This is a genomic window from Lysobacter alkalisoli, from assembly GCF_006547045.1.
In the GTDB taxonomy this organism is placed as follows: Bacteria; Pseudomonadota; Gammaproteobacteria; order Xanthomonadales; family Xanthomonadaceae; genus Marilutibacter; species Marilutibacter alkalisoli.
The window spans coordinates 1017161-1039248 of the sequence record NZ_CP041242.1; the positions used below are offsets into that span (position 1 = coordinate 1017161).

Genomic DNA, 22088 nt, shown 5'->3' on the forward strand with positions numbered 1-22088 from the left:
ATGACCACGGTAGGAATTCTCGGCGGCGGCCAGCTCGCCCGCATGATGGCCCTGGCCGGTGCGCCGCTCGGCTTGCGCTTCCTGGTGATGGATACCGCCGCCGATGCCTGCGCCGGCCAGTTCGCGCCGATGGTTGTCGGCGACTACCGCGACGAGGCCGCGCTGACGGAATTCGCGTCCAGGGTCGATGTCGCCACCTTCGACTTCGAGAACGTCCCGGCCGAGTCGGCCGAATGGCTGGCCGGGCGGATTCCGGTGTTCCCGAACCCGCGCGCGCTGGCCATGGCCCAGGACCGCCTGGCCGAGAAGACCCTGTTCCGCGAACTCGACATCCCGGTACCCGCATTCGCCGCGGTCGACAGCCGCGCGGCGCTGCAGGCGGCGATCGCAGAGGTCGGTACGCCGTGCATCCTCAAGACCCGCCGCCTCGGCTACGACGGCAAGGGCCAGTTCCGGATCAAATCGCCGGCCGATCTGGATGCGGCCTGGGATGCGCTCGGTGCGCAAGCGACCACCGTCGGCCTGATCGTCGAGGGCTTCGTTGCTTTCGAACGCGAGCTTTCGGTGGTGGCAGTGCGCAGTCGCGAGGGCGAGTTCCGCACCTGGCCGCTGACCGAGAACTGGCATGTCGACGGCGTGCTGTCGGCCAGCCTTGCGCCGGCCACGGCCGACGATGCATTGATCGCCAGAGCGGTCGACCATGCACGCAAGCTGGCCGAGGCGCTCGACTACGTCGGCGTGTTCGCTCTAGAGCTGTTCTGCCGTGACGGCGAACTGCTCGCCAACGAACTCGCTCCGCGCGTGCACAACTCCGGTCACTGGACCCTTGAAGGCAGCGAGACCAGCCAGTTCCAGAACCATCTGCGCGCCGTGCTCGGCCTGCCACTGGGCGACACCCGCATGCTGGGACAGGCCTGCATGCTCAACTGGATCGGCGCGATGCCCGATGCGCTGCCGGTGCTCGACGAGCCTGGCGGTCACTGGCACGACTACGGCAAGTCGCCGCGCGTGGGCCGCAAGGTCGGTCATGCGACGTTGCGCGCGGATACGCAGGAGGTGCTGGCCGAGGCGCTGCAGCGCGTTGGCGTGGCACTGGGGCGCGAAGCGCAGGTGGCGCCGGTGATCGAGCGCCTGCGCGGCTGAAAGAACGAAGTCGCGGGGGGTGTTCGTGGGGAAGCCGGAGCCCATGGGGTTTGCGGGACACGCTGCAAGTACGTCCATGTAAGCTCATCGTCGGCGTCCTGCCTCCGAAGGTCCCGCAAACCCCATGGGCTCCGGCTTCTGGACAGGCCGTCGGCGCTTACAGGAAAAACAATTCTTCCAGGTCGAACGAAGTCGATATCCCTGCGAAGATGGACGAACCATGAAAAACGGCCGGGTCGCCCCGGCCGTTTGCATGTCCTGCATGGAGCCCGGCTTTCGCCGGGATGACTCAATGGCAAAGGCGACCGCGTTCGATACGCGGACGTGCCATTGCGTCACTTCATCTGCGAAGCGACGAAGTCCCAGTTGACCAGGTTCCAGAACGACTCGACGTACTTGGGCCGGGCGTTGCGGTAGTCGATGTAGTAGGCGTGCTCCCACACGTCGCAGGTCAGCAGCGGAGTGTCGTCGCCGGTCAGCGGGGTGGCGGCGTTGGAGGTGCTGGCCAGCGCCAGCGAGCCGTCAGGGCGCTGCACCAGCCAGCCCCAACCGGAGCCGAAGGTGGTCACCGCGGTCTTGGTGAACTCCTCCTTGAAGGTGGCGAAGTCGCCGAACGCCTTGTTGATGGCATCCAGCAGCTTGCCGGTCGGCTCGCCGCCGCCATTCGGGGACAGACAGTTCCAGTAGAAGGTGTGGTTCCAGATCTGAGCGGCGTTGTTGAACATCCCGCCCTGCGACTTGCGGATGATGTCCTCCAGCGGCATGTCGGCGAACTCGGTGCCCTCGATCATCTTGTTGAGGTTGTCGACATAGGTCTTGTGATGCTTGCCGTAGTGGAAGTCGATGGTCTCGCCGGAAATATGAGGTTCCAGCGCGCTGCGGTCGTAGGGGAGGGCAGGCAGTTCAATCGCCATTGGGGGCTCCTTGTGGCTGGGTTTATTGCTCCGGGGTGTGGTTCCGGAAGCGTGGCTGAAGGGAGGCCGTCGGTGGCAGCCGGTGTAGCTGCGTCGGGGACTCGGTGAGGGATTACAATGCGCGATTGTATCCCCACGTCCTGTTGTCGGGCCGTCAATTCCGGTCCGTTCGCGCAACGGGCCATCCCAGGAGCATTCCATGTCCGTGCTTGAGCGGATCCAGACCGAGGTTGAAGGCCACCCGATCGTGTTGTTCATGAAGGGGACTCCGCAGTTCCCGATGTGCGGCTTTTCCAGTCGCGCCGTGCAGGCGCTGAAGGAAGCCGGCGCAACCGAACTGCATACCGTCAACGTGCTAGAGGACCCGGATGTCCGCGCCAACCTGCCGCGCTTTTCCAACTGGCCGACCTTCCCGCAGCTGTTCATCAACGGTGAGCTGATCGGCGGCTGCGACATCACCCTGGAGCTGTTCGAATCCGGCGAGCTGGCGCGCATGATCAGCGAGATCCAACCGGCCAAGATTGCGACCCCGTGAGCGCGGCGACACCGGAGAAGCCGGCCCTGGCGGGGACTGCTCCTGAAGGGTCTGCTCTTGAGGGACCTGTTCTTGAGGGACGTGTCGTCCTGATCACCGGTGCCCACGGCGGCCTCGGTGCCGCCGCCGCACAGGCCTGTGCGCAAGCGGGCGCCACCGTGATCCTGCTGGGCCGCAAGGTGCCCAAGCTCAACCGTGTCCATGACGCGGTGGCTGCGGTTGGCCCGGAGCCGTTGTTGTACCCGCTCGACCTTGAGGGCGCCTCGGCCGACGACCATGCCGAGATGGCCGCCCGCATCGAGGGCGAACTGGGCCGGCTCGATGGCGTGCTGCACTGCGCGGCCGAGTTCCGTGGCCTGACTCCGCTGGCGCAGACCGATCCGGCGGCGTTCGCGCGGGCGATCCATGTCGACCTGACCGCGCGCTGGTGGCTGACCCAGGCCTGCCTGCCGCTGCTGTCGAAAGCGGAGGACGCGGCCGTGGTGTTCGTCATCGACGACCCGGCCCGGGTCGGCCAGGCCTACTGGGGCGGCTACGGCATTGCCCAGCACGGCCAGGCGGCGATGATCGGCATGCTGCACCATGAGCTGGCCAATGGCCCGGTCCGGATCAGCGGCCTGCAGCCGGGGCCGATGCGCACCCCGCTGCGCTCGCGCGCCTATGCCGACGACGCCGGTGGCCAGGCCCGCGACCCGGCCGGATACGCCGCCGCCTGCGTGACCCTGCTATCGTCCGCCGGAGCTGCCCATCGCGGACAGGTCTGGACGCCATGACCATTGCCGCCGCTGCCCTGCTGCTGTTCCTGATCCTGGACCCGCTGGGCAACATCCCGATCTTCCTCAGCCTGCTGCGCAGCCTGCCGCCGCGCCGGCAGCGGATCGTGCTGGCGCGCGAGCTTCTGATCGCACTGGCGGTGCTGATGCTGTTCCTGTGGGGCGGCAAGTACGCACTCGAGCTGATGCACCTGCGCCAGGAGTCGGTATCGATCGCCGGCGGCATCGTGCTGTTCCTGATCGGCATCCGGATGATCTTCCCGCCGCCGGAAGGCCTGATGGGTGAATTGCCCGACGGCGAACCCTTCATCGTGCCGATGGCGATCCCGCTGGTCGCCGGGCCTTCCGGCATGGCCGCGGTGATGCTGATGGGCAGCAATGAGCCGGCCCGGCTTGCCGACTGGAGCATCGCCCTGCTGATCGCCTGGGGCGCGACCGCGGTGATCCTGTTCTCGGCCACCTTGCTGTACAAGCTGCTCGGCCGCCGTGCCCTGACCGCGATCGAGCGGTTGATGGGCATGTTGCTGGTGGCGATCTCGGTGCAGATGTTCCTCGACGGGCTTGGCACCTACCTGCAGATTTCGCCGCCCTGACCGGCCGAGACGGGCCATGCGACGCACGGGCGGACCGGCTCCGTGCCGGGGCTCGTGGCGGTCGTCACATTCCTGACTTCCAATGCCGGCAGAATCCGTCGCCCCGCCAGGGCGCATGCGACCTTCCGTTGACGGTCGTCACACCCTTGTCACATCGGCTTTTTAGTCTGTTAAACTGATGTTAACCCGACGGCGGCGTATTGCCACGTCGGAGGGGTTCATCGCAGCACACCTTGCCGATGCGGCCTTGCCGTATCGACGGCAATTGCCACGTATTCCCACGCACCGAGGCCATCTCCCATGACCCATTCGAACCGTGTCCGACTGTCCAGGCTCACGCTTGGCCTGCTCGCCGTCCTTGCCACCGCCCCCGCATTCGCACAACAGACTTCCGCCGGCGTCGGCGGTCGTGTCGTGGGCGCTGATGGCCAGCCGGTCGCAGGCGCCGAGATCACCATCGTCCACGCCGAGTCGGGCACGGTCAGTCGTGCGACCACTGATGCCAATGGCCGCTACAACGCGCGCGGTCTGCGCGTGGGCGGCCCTTACAACGTGACCGTAAGCAAGGCTGGTGAAGGCACCGACTCCCGCGACAACGTATTCCTGACCCTCAGCAACGTTACCCAGGTGGACGCGACCCTGCGCGGCGACGTGACCACGCTGGAGTCGGTCATGGCGGTTGCGATGGGCGGCTCGGAAGTGTTCAGTGCCGACAAGATGGGTGCGGGCACCAACGTCTCCCAGCAGCAGCTCGAAGGGCTGCCTTCGGTCCAGCGCAACATCCAGGACTACGTTCGCCTCGATCCGCGTATCGCGCAGACCGACAAGGGCCGTGGCGAGATCTCGGCCGGCGGCCAGAACACGCGCTTCAATGCGATCCGCGTCGATGGCGTCACCATCAACGACACCTTCGGCCTGGAAGCGAACAACCTGCCGACCTTCCGCCAGCCGGTGTCGATGGACGCGATCGAACAGATCCGCGTCGACCTGTCCAACTACGACACCACCATCACCGGTGCCACCGGTGCAGTGGTCGATGCCGTCACCAAGTCGGGTACCAACGAGTTCCACGGCAGCGTCTATGGCGCCTACCGCGACAACAGCATGATCCGCAAGAACACCGACGGCTCCAAGTTCTCGGGTTTCAAGGACGAGCTGACCTACGGCGCCACCCTCGGCGGCCCGCTCGTCAAGGACAAGCTGTTCTTCTTCGTGAACTACGAGAAGTTCGAGCGCTCCACCCCGGGGGCCTCGTTCGGTCCGATCGGCTCGGGCGCCTCCAATATCGTCAACATCCATCCGGACGAGATCGCCGAGGTGCGGCAGATCGCGCGTGACGTCTACGGTATCGATATCGGCAACGACGAGACGCCCGACAGCATCAACGAGAAGCTCGAGGAATACGCCGCCAAGATCGACTGGAACATCAACGACAACCACCGCGCCTCGCTGCGCTATTCCAAGGTCGAACAGGCGCAGCCGTTCCTGTCCGGTTCCGGCGCCAGCTCAATCGGCCTGAGCACCCGCTGGTACACGGTCAACAAGAACGTCGAGACCACCGTCGCCCAGCTGTTCAGCGACTGGAGCGACAATTTCTCGACCGAGTTCAAGGTCGGTCATCGCAAGTACGACTCGCTGAGCACGATCGAATCGCGGATGCCGGCGGTCAGCATCGGCTTCGGCGACCTGACCGGCGACCGTGACGAACCGCGGACCCCGACCCTGAACTTCGGTGCCGACGAGTTCCGCCACGGCAACCAGGTGGGCACCAAGACCACCAATGCGCTCGGCCTGGCCCATTGGTACATGGGCGACCACACCCTCAAGTTCGGCTTCGATTGGGAGTCGAACGACGTCTTCAACCTGTTCGCGCAGAACATCTTCGGCGCCTACTCGTTCGCCAGCACCCGCCACTTCCGCGACGGAGAGTACTGGCAGTACCGCCTGAATGCGCCGGTGCCGGGGATGCCGTTCGAAAGCATCACCATGAACTACAAGCACGACAACCTGGGCCTGTACGTGCAGGACACCTGGGCGGTCAACTACAACCTGAACCTGATGTTCGGCCTGCGCGTCGACATCCCGTCGATGGATGACGTCGGCACCCACAACCTGCTGGTGCAGGAGATCTACGGGCGCGACAACCGCAAGACCCTGGACGGCAACAACCTGGTCCAGCCGCGCTTCGGCTTCAACTACACCTTCGACAGCGACCGCCCGACCCAGCTGCGCGGCGGCTTCGGCCTGTTCCAGGGTGCGGCGGCCAATGTCTGGATCGGCAACTCCTACCAGAACGCGGGCTTCGGCCTGATCGGCTACAACCAGCAGATCGATCCGGACATGACCGATGCCGAGCGCGAGGCGATCTGGGCCTCGCTGCCGGTGACCATGGATCCGGACAATCCGACCACGCCGCCGCCGGCCGCCGGTTTCCAGATGATGGTCAACCTGATGGACGACGGCATGCGCCAGCCGTCGGTCTGGAAGACCAACCTCGCGTTCGAGCGCGAGCTGCCGTGGTTCGGCATGGTCGCCTCGGCGGAGCTGCTGCTGACCAAGGTCAAGGATGGCCTGCATTTCGAGCGCCTGGATCTGGGCGCACCGACCGGGTTCATGCCGGACGGTCGCGAGATGTACTGGGGCAACCCGTACACCCGTAGCGGTGTCCGTGCCAACGGCAGCAAGGAAATCCAGGAGTTGATCGACGCCGGCCAGTTGCCGGCCGGCTATGAGAGCGTCACCGGCTGGCACAACGACGGTGTGATCCTGCTCAAGAACACCAGCAAGGGCCATACGCAGCAGCTCACCTTGAGCCTCGACAAGCCGATGACCGAGAACTGGGCCTGGACCGCTGCCTATACCTTTACCAAGGCCAGTGAAGTCAGCCCGCTGACCAGCTCGCGCGCGATCTCCAACTGGAACGGTCGCATGGTCTACAACCCGAACGAGGACGTCGCATCGCGTTCGAACTACGAGATCCGCGACCGCTTCATCGGCGTGCTGAACTGGCAGAAGGCCTTCTTCGGCGACAACAGGACCAAGGTCGGCCTGATCTATGAAGGCCGCAGCGGTCGTCCGTACAGCTGGGGCTTCCGCAACGATGCCAACGGCGATGGTTACGTCAACGATCTGTTCTACGTGCCCAACGGCCCCGGCGACGTGATCTTCCGCGATGCCGCCCAGGAAGCGGCGTTCTTCGAGATGCTGGCCCGGACCCCGGAACTGGCCCGCTACCGCGGGCGCGTGGTCGATCGCAACTCCGGCACCTCGTCCTGGGTCAACACCTTCGACCTGCGCATTTCGCAGGAACTGCCGGGCTTCTTTACCGGCCACAAGGCCGAGATCACCTTCGACGTCATGAACATCGGCAACCTGCTGAACAAGGACTGGGGCCGGATCGAGGAGGTCGGCTTCCCGTTCCGACGCCGCGTGGCCGAGTTCGACGGCATCGACGAGGCGACCGGCAAGTACAAGTACAACTACACCGGCGTCGACGGCGAGTTCCTGTACGACAACACCGGACAGTCGCGCTGGGCGTTGCAGGCAACCCTGCACTACCGGTTCTGACCGATCTGCCAATGCAGTACACGAAACGGCTGGGGGCAACCCCGGCCGTTCTTTTGTGGGAGCAGCTGCGCTAGAGTCGCAAGGCTATGACGAAAGAAGAGAAGGAAAGAATGAGCAAGGCCTCCAGTGCGGCGAGTGGCGCCGTATACCCCACCGTCAATGCCCGCATTTACCCCAGTGGCGGTCTCGACGTGTTGTCGCGCGACGAGGTCGCACGCCTGCGCGACGCCTCCACCGGCATGCACGACCTGCTGCGCCGCTGCGCGCTGGCGGTGCTGACCACCGGCAGCATCGCGGACGATCCGCGTGCGGCGCAGGCGCAATATCCCGACTTCGACATCCAGGTCCACCAGCAGGACCGTGGCATGCGACTGGACCTGAGCAACGCGCCGGCGATGGCCTTCGTCGACGGCGAGATCATCCGCGGCGTGGCCGAGCTGTTGTTCGCTGTGGTCCGTGATCTCGCGTTCCGTGCGATCGAACTGGGCGACGACGGTGGCCGCGACCTGGAAAGCACCGAGGGCATCACCGATGCCGTGTTCGGTCTGCTTCGCAATGCCCGCATCCTCGAACCGGCCGACCCGAACCTGGTGGTGTGCTGGGGCGGTCACTCCATCTCGCGCATGGAGTATGACTACACCAAGCACGTCGGTTACCAGCTCGGCCTGCGCGGGCTGGACATCTGCACCGGCTGCGGCCCGGGCGCGATGAAGGGGCCGATGAAGGGCGCCAACGTCGCCCATGCCAAGCAGCGCAGCCGTCATCCGCGTTACATCGGCGTGACCGAGCCGGGCATCATCGCCGCCGAATCGCCGAACCCGATCGTGAACCACCTGGTGATCATGCCGGACATCGAGAAGCGCCTGGAGGCGTTCGTCCGCATCGGCCACGGCATCATCGTGTTCCCGGGTGGTGTCGGCACGGCCGAAGAAATCCTCTACCTGCTCGGTATCCTGTTGCGCGAGGAGAACGCCGAACTGCCGTTCCCGCTGATCTTCACCGGCCCGGCCGCCTCGGCGCCGTACTTCGAGCAGATCGACAGGTTCATCCGCCTGACCCTGGGCGAGGCCGCGACCTCGCGCTACGAGATCATCATCGACGATCCGGCCGAGGTGGCCAGGAAGATGATCGCCGGCATCCGCAAGGTCCGCTCGTACCGTATCGAACACAAGGACTCGTTCTTCTTCAACTGGTCGATCGGCATCCCGCTGGCGTTCCAGCAGCCGTTCGTGCCGAGCCACGAGGCGATGGCCGCGCTCGACCTGCACAAGGGCCGCAAGCCGCACGAACTGGCCGCCGACCTTCGGCGCGCGTTCTCCGGCATCGTCGCCGGCAACGTCAAGGAAGACGGCATGCGCCGCATCGACGAACACGGCCCGTTCGAGATCCACGGCGATCCGGAGATGATGCAATCACTCGATGCCCTGCTGCGAGCCTTCGTCGAACAGCGGCGGATGAAGATCGAAGGGGAGTACAAGCCCTGCTACCGCGTGGTGGTTTGACGGCCCTCACCCCAACCCCTCTCCCGCAAGCGGGATTGGGGTTATAGGCAGCCGGTCGCTTTCAAAGCCCCTCGCCCGCTTGCGGGAGAGGGGTTGGGGTGAGGGCAAACAGGCAGGCCAAAGGCCTCCTCAGCCCTCCCCGGACAGCGGCAACCGCACTGTTGCGACGAACCGCCCGTTTTCCCGCTGGGTCAGCACGCTGCCACGCCCGTCGGTCAGCGCCTCGATCCGCACCTGCGATGCGTTCAACCCCACCTGGTGCCCCGGCCGTGAAGCCAGGCCTTCCGGCGGCAACGGGTTGCTGATGCGGACGATCACCATTTCCGGCGTCGTCGACACCACTATCTCGACCCGGCCGCCTTCCGGCCGACGCTCGATGCCGTGTCGGATCGCGTTCTCCACCAACGGCTGCACGGTCAGGGCCGGCACCGTCACGTCGGGTATCTCACGCGGAAGCTTCCACTCGACCTCGAGCCGCGAGCGAAACCGCAGCGACTCGATCTCCAGGTAGCGCCGCGCCAGCCCCAGTTCGTCCTCCAGTGAGACCTGGTGCGGTCCCGCCAATGCCGCGCGGAACAGGTCCGACAAGTCCAACAGCAATTGCTCGACTGCCTCCGGCTGCTGGTGCACCAGCGCCGCGCCGGTGTTGAGTGTGTTGAACAGGAAATGCGGCCGGATGCGCGCCTGCAGGGCTTCCAGTTCGGCCTGGCGTGCGCGCAGGCCCAGCGTGCGGTTTCGCCAGTGGCTCTGGAATGCGGCGATGCCCAACAGTCCCACCGTCAATGCGAGCAGAGTGAGCAGCGCGGCGATGCGCAGGGCTTCCGGCAGGGTCATGCCGCCCGGCCAGGCCAGCCAGGCGGCACCGGCGAGGAGCCAGGTCGAGAGCAGCCACAGTCCCAGTGCCACCCAGGCAATCTGGACCGGCTGCAATCGATCCAACCTGTGCCGGGCCAGGTACAGACCGGTCAGAGTCAGCAGGATGACCCACATGATCCCGAGCGCGGCCAGGCCGAAGAAGACCAGACGGTCGCCGATATCCGCCGGCGTCAGTGTCAATACAAGGGCCAGGCCGATGCCGGACAGAGCCAGTCCAGTCAGGGCGCGCGGCTGCCAGAGAAATTCCAGTGGGCGTTCGTGCAGGGGCATCGGCGGTCAGGAAGGTGATCCGGTTCGCATGGGTGTGAGTCCAGTCTGCCGCCGATTCCGCCGCATTCACCGTCCGTCGGTGTTGGCTGGTGTGGGTGGACGGCACGCTCGTAGTCTTGGCTCATAAGAGCATAAGGGCGCAGACGATGTCCCGCAGCAAACCAAAACCGATGTCTCCTCCCGCATCCGGCGTCAGGGCGGGCGGCTTCACCTTGGTCGAACTGGGGGTGACTTTAGCGGTGTTGGCGATCCTGGTGACGATCGCCGCGCCGAACTTCCAGGGGATGATCAACCACAACCGCCTGGTCTCGGGGACCAACGAGTTCGTAGCCGCCCTGCAGGTCGCCAAGTCGGAAGCCATTCGCCGCAATGCACGTGTCACCCTGTGCCCCACCACAAACGGCACCAGTTGCAGCGGTTCGGACTGGAGCAGGACGGTCATGCGCACGTCAGACAATGCGGTGCTGCGTGAGGTCGCAATCAACTCCCGCCTCACCGTGCGTGCCAGCAGCAATGTCGGCACCTCGATCGTGTTCCGGCCTGACGGCCTTGCGCGACAGGGGAGCTCAGTGGGCACCATTCTCAGCGGCAAGATCGAGGTCTGCACGAATACCACTCGACCGACGCAGAACGCGCGTCACGTTGCCGTTTCTGGCGCCCGGGTATCGGTCGATCCGCCTTTGACCTCGGCTTCCTGTGCCGGCCAGGTGGGTAACTCATGAGCAAGCAGATGACACAGACGACATCGCGCCTGCGTGCGCTGCGGACGCGAGCGCGGGACTTTCGCGCACGTCGGCAACACGGCGCCTCTCTGATCGAGGTCATGGTGGCCGTGCTGGTCATGGCGGTCGGCCTGCTTGGCATTGCGGCCTTGCAGACGGTGGCCCTGCGCAACAGCCAGAGTTCCATGGAGCGCACCCAGGCAGTGATCCAGAGCTATTCGATACTGGATGCGATGCGTGCCAACGTTTCCGCGGCGCGGGCGGGAAGCTACGACCGTGGCAGGACCTGTGCACCCGTAGCTGGCGCCGGCCAGGTGGAAGCCGATCTCAACCTCTGGATCGGTGCGCTGGGGCAGACCGTTGGCAGCAGTGCCTGCGGGGCGATCGACTGCGACGGCGACAATGTCTGCACGGTCACGGTGTCCTGGGACGAATCCCGCGGTACTGCAGGTGCTGCTGCCATGTCCATCGAGACCACGAGCCGGCTATGACTCATTCTGCTTACTATTCCCCAAACCAGCGCCGCTACCAGCGCGGCGTCAGCCTGATCGAACTCATGGTCGGCATGGTGCTCGGCCTGATCGTGGTCGGCGCGGCCGGCTCGATCTTCCTGTCCAACAAGCAGACCTACAACGCCACCGAAACCCTGGGACGGATCCAGGAGAACGGCCGCATCGCCTTCGAACTGATGGCGCGCGATATTCGCGAAGCAGGGTCGACGGCCTGCGGCAACAATATTCCCATCGCCAACGTGCTCAATACGCCGGGTGACACCTTCAACTGGGGCGACGGCCTGCGTGGCTATGAAGGAAATATGGCGGCTGCACTGGCGCCGTTCGGCACAGGTGCTGGCCAGCGGGTAAACGGCACGCAGGCGATCGAACTGCGCTCCTCGGCCAGCGGTGGCGTCACCGTCACCAAACATGTTCCGTCTTCGGCCGTGGTCCACGTCAACACCGCCAACCACGGTTTCGAGCCGGGCGATGTGCTGATCATCTGCGACTACTCCCAGGCGACCATCTTCGAGATGACGCCGGGTGGTGCCGTGCTGCATATCGGCCACAACACCGGCAACAGCGGTGAGCCTTCTGGGGGCAATTCCTGCAAGGCGCTCAGCTTCCCGGTCGATCCCGACTGCAAGGACAAACCGAAGGACGGCAAGCAGTATGACGACAACGCCGTGGTCGCCAAGCTTCATGCCGCCATCTGGTACATCGGCAACAACTCGCGCGGCGGCCGCTCGCTGTATCGCAGGGTCGCCGGCCGCGATGCCGAGGAGATCACCGAAGGCGTGCAGAACATGACACTGACCTACCTGGAGCCCGGTAACGACTATCGGACGGCAAGCAGTATTTCGCTCTGGAGCGATGTCGCAGCCGTTCGTGTCGGGCTGAACCTGCAGGCCGTCGAGGGCGCCCTGCGCAGCCGCGAGATCACCGGCGTCGACGGGGATGCGTTGAATCGCCAGCTCGCCCACGTGGTCACCTTGAGGGGGCGTAATCCATGAACCTGCGTCATGCGGCCATGCGCGCCAAAGGTTTCCGACAGTCCACCCAGCGCGGTGTGGCCCTGGTGATGGTCCTGGTCCTGTTGCTGGTCGTGACCCTGCTGGGATTGGCGAGCATGCGCGGGGTTCTGCTGGAAGAGCGCATGAGTGCGGCTCTCTACGACCGTTCGCTGATGTTCCAGGCGGCCGAGGCGGCCCTGCGCGAGGGCGAGGCGGTCGCTGCCGATTCCCGCCGTGGGGACTACACCGCCACTTGCGGCGCCGGCCTGTGCGACGTGCCCAACCCGGATGGTGCAGATGACTGGGTGGATCGCTGGCATCAGGCTGCGCCGCCCTATGTCGCCGCGGCCACGGTGAAGTCGGGCGATCTGGAAGTCCAGCCGGAATACTTCATCGAATACATCGGCTTGTACCCCAACTGGGTGGGCTGCGATCGCTCCGAGCCGATGCAGGTGGGCTGCATGGGACCACGCTATCGAGTCACCGCGCGTGCCCGTGCCGCGGGCCGTTCCGAGGTCATGCTGCAAAGCAGTTTCACATCCCCCGAATGATTCATGCCCAGGCGCCTGAAAGGCGTCGCTGTGGAGTATCAAGATGAACGATCCCGTCACCCGCTCCGTGCCACGCGCTCCGCGCGCGCATCCATTGCGCGCCGGCCTCGCGGCCTGCCTGCTGACCACCCTGGCCCTGCCGGTGCATGCCGCCGTGGTCATCCCGGATGTGCCACTACAGTCTGGTTCCACCGTGTCGCCGAACATCATGTTCATTCTTGATGACTCGGGGTCGATGCAGAGTGAGGTGTTGCCAGATGAGTCGATTGATGTTGTCAGCCGGTGTAGCCCTAATCTTGATGATCGCAATGCCAATGGTATTCGTTGCAACAATGGCACTACGAGCATTACGAATATTGGCAGGGTCTACCCCAGGATCCCGACTCTTTATGGGGCTATCTTCGAGGGGCAGGGAGTTGGCGAGTATGCGAATGCTGTAGCAGATCCGGGCAATGTTTATGGGCGGATATTGCGTACGGCGATGTTCAACCCCCAATACTATGACCCCAAGGTCATTTATCGGCCCTGGGTCAGGTCGGATGGTACGAGCTATCCGGATGCCAACCCTGCTCAGGCGTACTGGAATCCTGAAGACCCAGACAAGGGGGCGGTGAATTTGGCGGGCACGCTGTCTTATGCGAACGTCTGGTGGCAACGTACAGACAGTAGCTTTTGTTCGACCAGGGCCTGTTTCGTTTCTCGCGGCAGCAGAGATATAAAGTTCAACGTCTACTACGAATTCACGGGTGATCCTGCCAGCCCACAATCGAAGTACAATGCGAATAACTACGTTGAGCGCACAGTCAGTGGTGCTGAGCTCCAGAATTTCGCCAACTGGTTCCAGTACTATCGCTCCCGCATTCTTGCGAGTCGCGGCGGCATCGGGCGGGCCTTTTCGAGCCTGCCTGATGACCCCGAGAGCGGCCCGCGTGTTGGCTATGCGACCATCAATACGGATGGAGCCGTTTCTCGATACATCCGTCCATTTGCCGGAACCGACCGGCAGGCGTTCTACGACAGCCTGTATGGCGGCACCATTCCGAACAGGGGCACGCCGTTGCGCAAGGCGCTCTACGATGTCGGCAAGCATTTCGAGACCGAGACCGGCGTAGACGATCCATGGCGGACTGGCGTCGGCAACGCCAGTGATCCGAAGCATTCGGAGTACCTGGCTTGCAGACAGAACTTCGCCATGCTGATGACGGACGGTTACTGGAACGGTGCAGACTCCGGGTTGGGCAATGAAGATGGCACCGCGGGTTATCCATTCTCCGATGGGTACGGCAACACGCTGGCCGACGTTGCCTACCACTTCTGGAACAAGGATCTCCGTGCCGACATCCCGAACGAGGTTCCGGCCAGTCCGTTGAACCCGAACACCCACCAGCACATGGTGACCTACGGTATTGGTCTCGGTGTATTCGGCCGGTACACCCCGGACTACGCGTTCGGCGAGATCGGCAAGACATCCGGCTCCCTGGTCTGGCCGGATCCATTCGATGCAAGCAATCCTTCGGCAAAGATCGACGACCTGCTGCATGCGGCCGTCAATTCGCGCGGTGACTTCTTCAGCGCCGGCGATCCGGAAACGTTTGCGGAAGAGCTGACGAAGACTCTTTCCAGTATCATCGAACGCACCGCCTCCGGCTCGAACGTGGCGGCCAACAGCGTGGCCCTGCGCGACGAGACCCGTATCTTCCAGGCCAGCTACGTCGGTGGGCAATGGACCGGTCAGCTGGCGTCCTACCCGATCACCGCGAATGGTGTGTCCGCCACGCCTTCGTGGCGTGCCAGCGATCCAGGCAAGATCAAGCCCCATACCGCGCGGCGCGACCGCGTGTTCACGCCAGGAGGCACCTTCCATGGGCAGCGTGGCGATGCGCTGGGCAGTGTCGACGGCCACGGGGTTGCCGATTACTTGCTGGGCGACCGTTCCGGCGAGCGCAGCAATGACGGGCCGTTCCGCAACCGCAACACGGTGCTGGGCGACATCATCCATTCCTCGCCGGCGTTCTCGTCCGAAACAGCGACGCCTGCCCTTTTTGTCGGTGCCAATGACGGCATGTTGCATGCCTTCCACGCGGAGAATGGTGAAGAGCTGTTCGCCTATGTACCGGGCCCTAACCTCATTAGCAACGACAAGCTGAAGAAGCTGTCGGATCCCGATTACAGTCACGAATACTATGTGGACGGCCCGGTCACTGTGTCGACCCAAGCCAAGACGCCTAACAAAAACCTGTTGGTAGGCACGCTGGGCCGCGGTGGTCGTGGTGTATTTGCCCTTGATGTTTCCAGCCCGTCGACGTTCACTGCTGCCAATGTGCTATGGGAAGCTTCATCTACCAGCGCGCCTACCGGATGGACGGCCCAGGACCGTGCCGATCTGGGTTTGATCCTGAGCCGGCCCCTGATCGTGCGCACCAATGCGCGGACCGGCAATCAGAACAGCAACCTGCGCCCGGCAATGGCGATATTCGGCAATGGACTCAACAGCGAGAGCGGAAACGCCACTCTCTTTGCGGTCGATGCCGAAACCGGCCAGATGATGTGGAGTCTCCCGGTCGACACCACGGGAGACAACGGCATCACCAGCATCCAGGCCTGGGACGAGGACGGTGACGGTATCCACGACTATGTCTTCGCCGCCGACCTTAAGGGCAATGTCTGGAAGTTCGATCTCGACTACCACGATCCGGGCAAGTGGGGCCTGGCCGACGGCGGCCAGATCCAGGGGCAGGTGCGGCGGGCTGCTGGTGGCAACCCCCTGGTGGCTACCGGTCGGCCGATCACCGGTGGCCTGCAGATCGCCTTCGATCCGATGACCTACGAACGCTGGGTTTTCTTCGGCACCGGCAAGTACCTGGAGCAATCGGACACCACCAGCACGGGCCAGCAGCGTTGGTACGGAATCAAGGACACTGGCAGCCGGATCACAGGCGATGCCCTGTTGACCGAGCGCAAGATCGAGATTGTTGGCAGTCATGGCGGACGCAAGGTCCGTGCGTTCGAGCCGCATGCGCCGTTGCCCGATGACAGCCGCGGCTGGTACGTGAACCTCGAGGCTCCCGCGCCGCCAGCGGTTACGCCCCCGTCCGAGCGCATGGTGTCCGATCCGCTGATGGTCGGCCGTGTCCTGGTGACCGCCAGCATCCTGCCGGATTCGGATCCCTGCAAGGCCGGTGGCACCGGTTACATGAATGCCATCGATGCCTTCACCGGCACCAGCGTCCGGGCATCGTTCTTCGATGTGAACGGCAATGGCAGCTTCGACGACGACGTGCTGGGCGTTGGCGACAGCAGCAGGCCGATCGGTTCGGTTGATCTGGACATCGCCATGCCGACCTCGCCCACCGTGGTCGAGAGCCTGCTGGTGGCCGGCGGTTCACTGGGCACTACCGGTTCCGTTGGCATCAATCCCCAGGTCATCAAAGGCCGAATCTCTTGGCGCGAAATCATTGGAGACTGATCGATGACCCGTATCCATCATGCCAGGCGCCAGCCGCGCCGCCCGTTGTCCCAGATGCGCGGCTTCACCCTGATCGAACTGATGATCGTTGTGGGGATCATCGCGATCCTTGCCGCGATCGCTTATCCGAGCTATCAGGAACACATCATCAAGACGCGACGCAGCGCGGGTGCGGGCTGTCTGTTGGAGATGGCGCAGTTCATGGAGCGCTACTACACCACCAACATGACTTATGCCGCCGCAGAATTGCCGCAGACAGCCTGCCGTTTCGATACGGATGACCACTATGACTATGCAGTCAATGTGGGAGGGGCAAACGCCTTCAGCATTACTGCCACGGCAAAGGGGGCGCAGGAGAAGGATTCCAAGTGCGGAGACCTGTCGGTCAACCAGGCCGGCGCGAAATCGGTGACCGGCACCTATAGCGCCAGCGAGTGCTTCTGAATACGGCTGTTCAAAGCGCAGCCGATGCAAACAGAAAGGCCCGCGCGATGCGCGGGCCTTTCTGTTTGCAGATCTGGCGCCCGAAGTTGGACTCGAACCAACGACCCCCTGATTAACAGTCAAGTGCTCTAACCAGCTGAGCTATTCGGGCGGGGACGGGCATTGTAAAGCCTGGCGGGGACGGGTCAAGCCCTCCAGGGTCGGATATGGTGGTTGCCGGGGGCCTGTTCAGACGGAGCAGGGCGTCCCTTCGGGCGGGGTTTCGGTGCGCGTCCGGCCGGCGTTGTTGACGATCAATCTGGCGAGCAGGCGGCCATCGGACGAGCAGAGGCGGACTGTCTGGTTGTAGCCGGCGGACCAGCCATGCGGCGAGAAGCGAAGCCGCTGGCGCCCGACGGTGCCCAGGACCGCGATGCCGCTGCCGAGCCCGTCGGAGGCCTCCAGTACCTTGCTGTCGTCCAGTGGGCTGGATGTACGCTGTGGATCGGCATACACGATCCAGCCTTCGCTCCAGTCGCTGTCGCCGCGGCAACTACGACCGTCGTGGCTGGGGCAGGCGGTGATCGGGATACCGAGGCGCACCGCCGAGATCCGCGCCAGCGCCAGCGAGCTGGTCAGGCGGTGCAAGGCGCTGGTCTTGCGGCTGTGCTCGGCGATCCGGCCGAAGGCGGGCGTGGCCAGGCTGAGCAGGATGGCCAGCACCGCGACTGTCGCCACCAGTTCCACCAGGGTGAATCCGTCTGCATTCCGTCGCATTTCGAAGACTCCATCCGGGAGATGAAGGCATCATCCCGGCGGGCGCGACGACGGGGCATCGGCATCACGGATGGGGATGGGTAGGAAAACCGCCCGTCGTCCCCATCCTTTTGTCCGACTACACTCACAGGATTCGTCGTTTCCGTGTCCTTGCCGTCATCCACACATGACGCTTCAAAGCAGCCGGATGGCTGATCGGGCGGAGACGATGAGTTCGGCAGACTTCCGCAACGACCACGGCTCCCCCCAATGACCGATCCCCACAGCATCGCCACCCTCCGCGACCCGGACGAAGCCTCGGCCCCGGCCCGCTTCCGGCTGGTGTCACCGTACTCCCCGGCCGGCGATCAGCCGCAGGCGATCGAGCGGCTGGTGGCGGGCTTCGAGGGTGGACTGGCGCACCAGACCCTGCTTGGCGTGACCGGCTCGGGCAAGACCTACACCATCGCCAACGTGGTCCAGCAGGTGCAGAAGCCGACCCTGGTGATGGCGCCCAACAAGACCCTGGCGGCGCAGCTGTACGGCGAGTTCAAGGCATTCTTCCCGGACAACGCGGTCGAATACTTCGTCAGCTACTACGACTACTACCAGCCCGAAGCCTACGTTCCGTCGTCCGACACCTTCATCGAGAAGGACAGCTCGGTGAACGAGCACATCGAGCAGATGCGGCTGTCGGCGACCAAGGCGCTGCTGTCGCGGCGTGACGCAATCATCGTCTGCACGGTGTCGGCGATCTACGGCCTCGGCGACCCGAACGAATACTTCCGCATGGTCCTGCACATGGTCCGCGGCGAGCGCATCGACCAACGCGAGCTGATCCGTCGCCTGACCGAGATGCAATACACCCGCAACGACACCGAACTGCGCCGCGGCACCTATCGGGTGCGCGGCGAGGTGATCGACGTGCATCCGGCCGAAAGCGACGATGAGGCGTTGCGGATCGAGCTGTTCGACGGCGAGATCGAGCAGCTGACCCTGTTCGATCCGCTCACCGGCGAGACCCGCGACAAGCTGCAGCGCTACACGATCTATCCCGGCTCGCACTACGTCACCACCCGGCGCACCGTGCTCGACGCGATCAACACCATCAAGGAAGAACTGCGCGAGCGCCTGGAGCAGCTGTATGCGGCCAACAAGCTGGTCGAGGCGCAGCGGCTGGCCCAGCGCACCCAGTTCGACCTGGAGATGCTGGCCGAGGTCGGCTACTGCAATGGGGTGGAGAACTACTCACGGCACCTGACCGGGCACATGCCCGGCGAGCCGCCGCCGTGCCTGTTCGACTATCTGCCGCCGGACGCGCTGCTGGTGATCGACGAGTCGCACGTGACCGTCCCGCAGGTCGGCGCGATGTACAAGGGCGACCGCTCGCGCAAGGAAACCCTGGTCGAGTTCGGCTTCCGCCTGCCCTCGGCGCTGGACAACCGGCCGTTGAAGTTCGAGGAGTGGGAAGGGCGCTCGCCGCGCGCCATCTTCGTATCGGCCACGCCGGGCCCGTACGAGCTGAGGCATTCCGGCGATGAGGTGATCGAACTGGTGGTGCGCCCGACCGGCCTGATCGATCCCCAGGTCGAGATCCGCCCGGTGGCGACCCAGGTCGACGACGTGCTCGGCGAGATCACCGAGCGGGTCTCATGGGGCGACCGCGTGCTGATCACCACCCTGACCAAGCGCATGGCCGAGAACCTGACCGAATACCTTGGCGAGCACGGCGTGCGCGTACGCTATCTGCACTCGGACATCGACACCGTCGAGCGCGTGGAGATCATCCGCGACCTGCGGCTGGGCAAGTTCGACGTGCTGGTCGGCATCAACCTGCTGCGCGAGGGCCTGGACATGCCGGAGGTGTCGCTGGTGGCGATCCTCGATGCCGACAAGGAAGGCTTCCTGCGCTCTGCCGGCTCGCTGATCCAGACCATCGGCCGCGCCGCCCGCAATGTCCGCGGCAAGGCGATCCTGTACGCGGATCGGATCACCAAGTCGATGAAGGCCGCGATCGACGAGACCGACCGCCGTCGCCAGAAGCAGGTCGAGTACAACGAAGAACACGGCATCACCCCGCAATCGGTCAACAAGGCCGTGGCTGACGTCATGCAAGGCGCGCGGACCGAGCCCGATGCCGCCCGTTCCCGCGGCCGTGGCCGCCGGGTCGCCGAGGAGACTCCGGACTACGCCACGATGGAACCGAAGCAGGTCGCCGCCCGGATCAAGGAGCTGGAGCAGAAGATGTACCAGCACGCCCGCGACCTGGAGTTCGAACAGGCCGCCGCCGTGCGCGACGAGGTGCACCGGTTGAAGGAGCAGGGCTTCGCCGGATAGTGAGGACGGTTTCCGTAGCCCGGGTAAGCGGAGCGCACCCGGGTCCGGCGCGGGCCATCGCGGTCCGCAAAAACGAAGGCCCCGGCAGCAAGCCGGGGCCTTCGTCGTGAATCTGGTGGGCGGTACAGGGTTCGAACCTGTGACCCCTACCATGTCAAGGTAGTGCTCTACCGCTGAGCTAACCGCCCTTTGCCGGCTGAAAACCTCCCGGCGAAGGGCGCGCAGTGTAGCCTGTCCGTCGCGCGTCGGCAACAGTCGCGGACGTGGGCGCGGTTCACGGGCGCAGCCGCAACGCGTGCAGGCGTTCATAGGCCGGGCGGCAGGCCTCGGCGACCTCCCGGGCGTGGCCGGTGAGATGAGTGTCGCGCGACTGCGGCCTCTCGAATCCGGTGGACTTCCAGACCGCGTCGTACCAGTACGGCGCCCATACGCCGTCGCTGTCTCGCGGACCGGCGGGCCAGTGCAGCATCCGCTGTGTGAATCCGATCCCGAGCAGGCCGCAGAGGGCGCGCAGGTGGGCCTCCGGATCACGCAGGAAATCGCCGGCGTCGATCACCGGCGGCGGCGTGCCCGCGTCGGCGAGGGCGTCGTACAGCTCGACCTGCTGCAACAGGCCGATGTCCTCCGGTGCGACGGTCGCGCGGGACCTGAGGTACGAGGCGACCACTTCGGCCGGATCGCGGATCAGGAAGACATTTATGAGCCCGTGGATCCAGTCGCGATCCATGCCGGGCAGCAGGTGGTGGCTCATGTGCTTCTGGTACCAGAGCGGGGTATTGCCCGGAACCGGCCCGGTCAGGGTCTGGGCGACCTGCCGCCAGTCGCTCTCGCCGGCGGCGATCACCTCGTCGCGCCCTGGGTGGTCGAGCCCGGTCATGGCGAGGTAGGCGGCATACAGAGGTTCGTCGCTGACCACGCAGTCCTCGCGGTTCTCCCATGCCCGCATCATCGCAGTGGAGATGTTGCGCGGACCGCTCCACATCGCGATGCGAAGCGCGCTCATGCGAGTCGTTCCCCGGCCCGGAAGGCGATGTCGCGCGCCACCAGGTCGCGGTAGAGATCCTGCAGTCGCGCGACCATCGGCCCGGGGGTGCCGTCGCCCATCACGCGGCCGTCGATCTGGCGCACCGGGACCACGCCGGCGAAGGTGCCGGTGACGAAGGCCTCGTCGGCGCCGTAGACCTCGGTCAGGCTGAAGTTCTTCTCGAATGCGGGGATGCCTGCCTCGTGGCAGGCGCGCAGCACGTTCGCGCGGGTGATGCCGCCCAGGCAATAGTCCCCGCTCGAGGTCCACACCTCGCCCTTGCGGACGATGAAGAAGTGGGTCGAATTGCAGGTGGCGACAAAGCCGTGGGGATCGAGCATCAGGGCCTCGTCGGCGCCGGCCTCGGTGGCCTGGATGCACGCGGTGATGCAATTGAGCTTGCTGTGGCTGTTGAGCTTGGGGTCCTGCACGTCCGGGTAGCCACGCCGCACGTGCACGGTGAACAGCTTCAGCCCTGTTTCGAGTGTCTCCGGCTTGGCGGTCTTGTGCTCCGGAATGATCACGATCGTCGCCGGTCCGATCGTCACCCGCGGGTCCTGGTAGGGCGTGCGCTTGACGCCGCGGGTCACCATCAGGCGCAGGTGCACGCCGTCGCGCATCGCGTTGGCCGCGAGCGTGTCGTAGATGGCCCGGGTCAGTCGTGCCCGATCGAGACCGATGTCGAGGGCGATCGCCCGGGCCCCCTCGTACAGGCGGTCGAGATGGGCATCGAGGAAGGCCGGATGCCCGTCGACCACCCGGAGCCCCTCCCAGACCCCGTCGCCGAGCACGAAACCGCTGTCGAATACCGAGACAACCGCTTCGGCACGCGGTTTGAGGGCGCCATTGATCCAGATGCGGATGTCGGCGTTGCGTGGGTCATCGTGGAAGTCATGGATGCTGGTGGCCATGTGTTGACGGGTCCGTCGGAGGGCGGGGGAGGCGGTGCCACCCCGGGCGTTGCCCGGGGCGGGGCCTACTCTAATGTCGCCTGGCGCCGCGTGCAGGGATGGGTTCATTGACTTCGCACCGGGCCGCCACTACCTTGACCGGCGACCCAGCGAAGACAAGGTGGCCTGCGGCAAACCGCCGGTCGAGCGTGTGACATGAGGACTACCCGTTTCCAGCG

At 64.8% G+C, this 22088-nt stretch carries 18 protein-coding genes and 2 tRNA genes; 13 read left to right on the forward strand and 7 right to left on the reverse strand.

The features are described from left to right. Positions 1-1143 (forward strand): 5-(carboxyamino)imidazole ribonucleotide synthase, encoded by a 1143-nt coding sequence (locus tag FKV23_RS04400; protein WP_141622764.1) that lies wholly within the window; start codon positions 1-3, stop codon positions 1141-1143. Between the two features lie 335 nt (positions 1144-1478). Here FKV23_RS04400 and FKV23_RS04405 read toward each other — a convergent pair whose 3' ends face one another. Next, the gene (locus FKV23_RS04405; RefSeq protein ID WP_141622765.1) at positions 1479-2057 is read right to left on the reverse strand and encodes a superoxide dismutase; all 579 of its coding nucleotides are present in this window, start codon (positions 2055-2057) and stop codon (positions 1479-1481) included. 199 nt (positions 2058-2256) lie between these two features. Here FKV23_RS04405 and grxD point away from each other — a divergent pair, with 199 nt between their 5' ends. The 5 genes from grxD to ppnN all read left to right on the forward strand — a co-directional run bounded on the left by grxD (position 2257) and on the right by ppnN (position 9027). Then, the gene (gene grxD / locus FKV23_RS04410; protein ID WP_141622766.1) at positions 2257-2592 is read left to right on the forward strand and encodes a Grx4 family monothiol glutaredoxin; all 336 of its coding nucleotides are present in this window, start codon (positions 2257-2259) and stop codon (positions 2590-2592) included. Between the two features lie 26 nt (positions 2593-2618). Next, positions 2619-3365 carry an SDR family NAD(P)-dependent oxidoreductase gene (locus FKV23_RS04415; protein WP_141625039.1) on the forward strand — a complete coding sequence of 249 codons (747 nt, stop codon included), beginning with the start codon at positions 2619-2621 and terminating at the stop codon, positions 3363-3365. Beyond that, positions 3362-3958, forward strand: a complete 597-nt coding sequence (locus tag FKV23_RS04420; RefSeq protein ID WP_141622767.1) for a YhgN family NAAT transporter — start codon at positions 3362-3364, stop codon at positions 3956-3958. The genes FKV23_RS04415 and FKV23_RS04420 overlap by 4 nt, the downstream gene beginning before the upstream one ends. A 300-nt stretch (positions 3959-4258) precedes the next feature. Beyond that, on the forward strand, positions 4259-7525 hold the full coding sequence (locus FKV23_RS04425; RefSeq protein WP_141622768.1) for a TonB-dependent receptor: 3267 nt from the start codon (positions 4259-4261) through the stop codon (positions 7523-7525). 110 nt (positions 7526-7635) lie between these two features. Next, positions 7636-9027, forward strand: a complete 1392-nt coding sequence (ppnN, locus tag FKV23_RS04430) for a nucleotide 5'-monophosphate nucleosidase PpnN (RefSeq protein ID WP_141622769.1) — start codon at positions 7636-7638, stop codon at positions 9025-9027. Positions 9028-9156: 129 nt separating this feature from the next. Here ppnN and FKV23_RS04435 read toward each other — a convergent pair whose 3' ends face one another. Continuing rightward, positions 9157-10173, reverse strand: coding sequence for a sensor histidine kinase (locus FKV23_RS04435; protein ID WP_141622770.1), 1017 nt, complete (start codon positions 10171-10173; stop codon positions 9157-9159). Between the two features lie 146 nt (positions 10174-10319). Here FKV23_RS04435 and FKV23_RS04440 point away from each other — a divergent pair, with 146 nt between their 5' ends. Genes FKV23_RS04440 through FKV23_RS17655 form a run of 6 tightly spaced genes read left to right on the forward strand, consistent with a single transcriptional unit; the run spans position 10320 to position 16863 of the window. Continuing rightward, positions 10320-10895, forward strand: a complete 576-nt coding sequence (locus FKV23_RS04440; protein ID WP_141622771.1) for a GspH/FimT family pseudopilin — start codon at positions 10320-10322, stop codon at positions 10893-10895. An 8-nt stretch (positions 10896-10903) separates the two neighbouring features. Then, on the forward strand, positions 10904-11386 hold the full coding sequence (pilV, locus tag FKV23_RS04445; protein WP_244244098.1) for a type IV pilus modification protein PilV: 483 nt from the start codon (positions 10904-10906) through the stop codon (positions 11384-11386). Next, positions 11383-12402: a prepilin-type N-terminal cleavage/methylation domain-containing protein gene (locus FKV23_RS04450; protein WP_141622772.1), complete on the forward strand. Its 1020-nt coding sequence runs from the start codon at positions 11383-11385 to the stop codon at positions 12400-12402. The genes pilV and FKV23_RS04450 overlap by 4 nt, the downstream gene beginning before the upstream one ends. Next, positions 12399-12953 carry a pilus assembly PilX family protein gene (locus FKV23_RS04455; protein ID WP_244244099.1) on the forward strand — a complete coding sequence of 185 codons (555 nt, stop codon included), beginning with the start codon at positions 12399-12401 and terminating at the stop codon, positions 12951-12953. The genes FKV23_RS04450 and FKV23_RS04455 overlap by 4 nt, the downstream gene beginning before the upstream one ends. 43 nt (positions 12954-12996) lie before the next feature. Next, complete coding sequence (locus FKV23_RS04460; RefSeq protein WP_141622773.1) at positions 12997-16419, forward strand: pilus assembly protein; 3423 nt, start codon at positions 12997-12999, stop codon at positions 16417-16419. 3 nt (positions 16420-16422) lie between these two features. Beyond that, positions 16423-16863: a type IV pilin protein gene (locus FKV23_RS17655; protein ID WP_279633040.1), complete on the forward strand. Its 441-nt coding sequence runs from the start codon at positions 16423-16425 to the stop codon at positions 16861-16863. 74 nt (positions 16864-16937) lie between these two features. Here FKV23_RS17655 and FKV23_RS04470 read toward each other — a convergent pair. Both FKV23_RS04470 and FKV23_RS04475 read right to left on the reverse strand, forming a co-directional pair. Beyond that, positions 16938-17014 (reverse strand) — tRNA-Asn (locus FKV23_RS04470). Positions 17015-17091: 77 nt separating this feature from the next. Further along, positions 17092-17619 (reverse strand): GspH/FimT family pseudopilin, encoded by a 528-nt coding sequence (locus FKV23_RS04475; protein WP_141622774.1) that lies wholly within the window; start codon positions 17617-17619, stop codon positions 17092-17094. A gap of 249 nt (positions 17620-17868) precedes the next feature. On the opposite strand from FKV23_RS04475, the gene uvrB reads away from it, so the two are divergent. After that, positions 17869-19935: an excinuclease ABC subunit UvrB gene (uvrB, locus tag FKV23_RS04480; RefSeq protein ID WP_141622775.1), complete on the forward strand. Its 2067-nt coding sequence runs from the start codon at positions 17869-17871 to the stop codon at positions 19933-19935. A 113-nt stretch (positions 19936-20048) separates the two neighbouring features. Here uvrB and FKV23_RS04485 read toward each other — a convergent pair. The 3 genes from FKV23_RS04485 to FKV23_RS04495 all read right to left on the reverse strand — a co-directional run bounded on the left by FKV23_RS04485 (position 20049) and on the right by FKV23_RS04495 (position 21870). Continuing rightward, positions 20049-20123: transfer RNA gene (locus FKV23_RS04485), tRNA-Val, on the reverse strand. A gap of 86 nt (positions 20124-20209) precedes the next feature. Next, positions 20210-20938, reverse strand: a complete 729-nt coding sequence (locus tag FKV23_RS04490; RefSeq protein WP_141622776.1) for a sulfotransferase — start codon at positions 20936-20938, stop codon at positions 20210-20212. Beyond that, the gene (locus FKV23_RS04495) at positions 20935-21870 is read right to left on the reverse strand and encodes an aminotransferase class IV (RefSeq protein ID WP_141622777.1); all 936 of its coding nucleotides are present in this window, start codon (positions 21868-21870) and stop codon (positions 20935-20937) included. Before FKV23_RS04495 ends, FKV23_RS04490 begins: the two co-directional genes overlap by 4 nt. Positions 21871-22088: the final 218 nt, after the last annotated feature.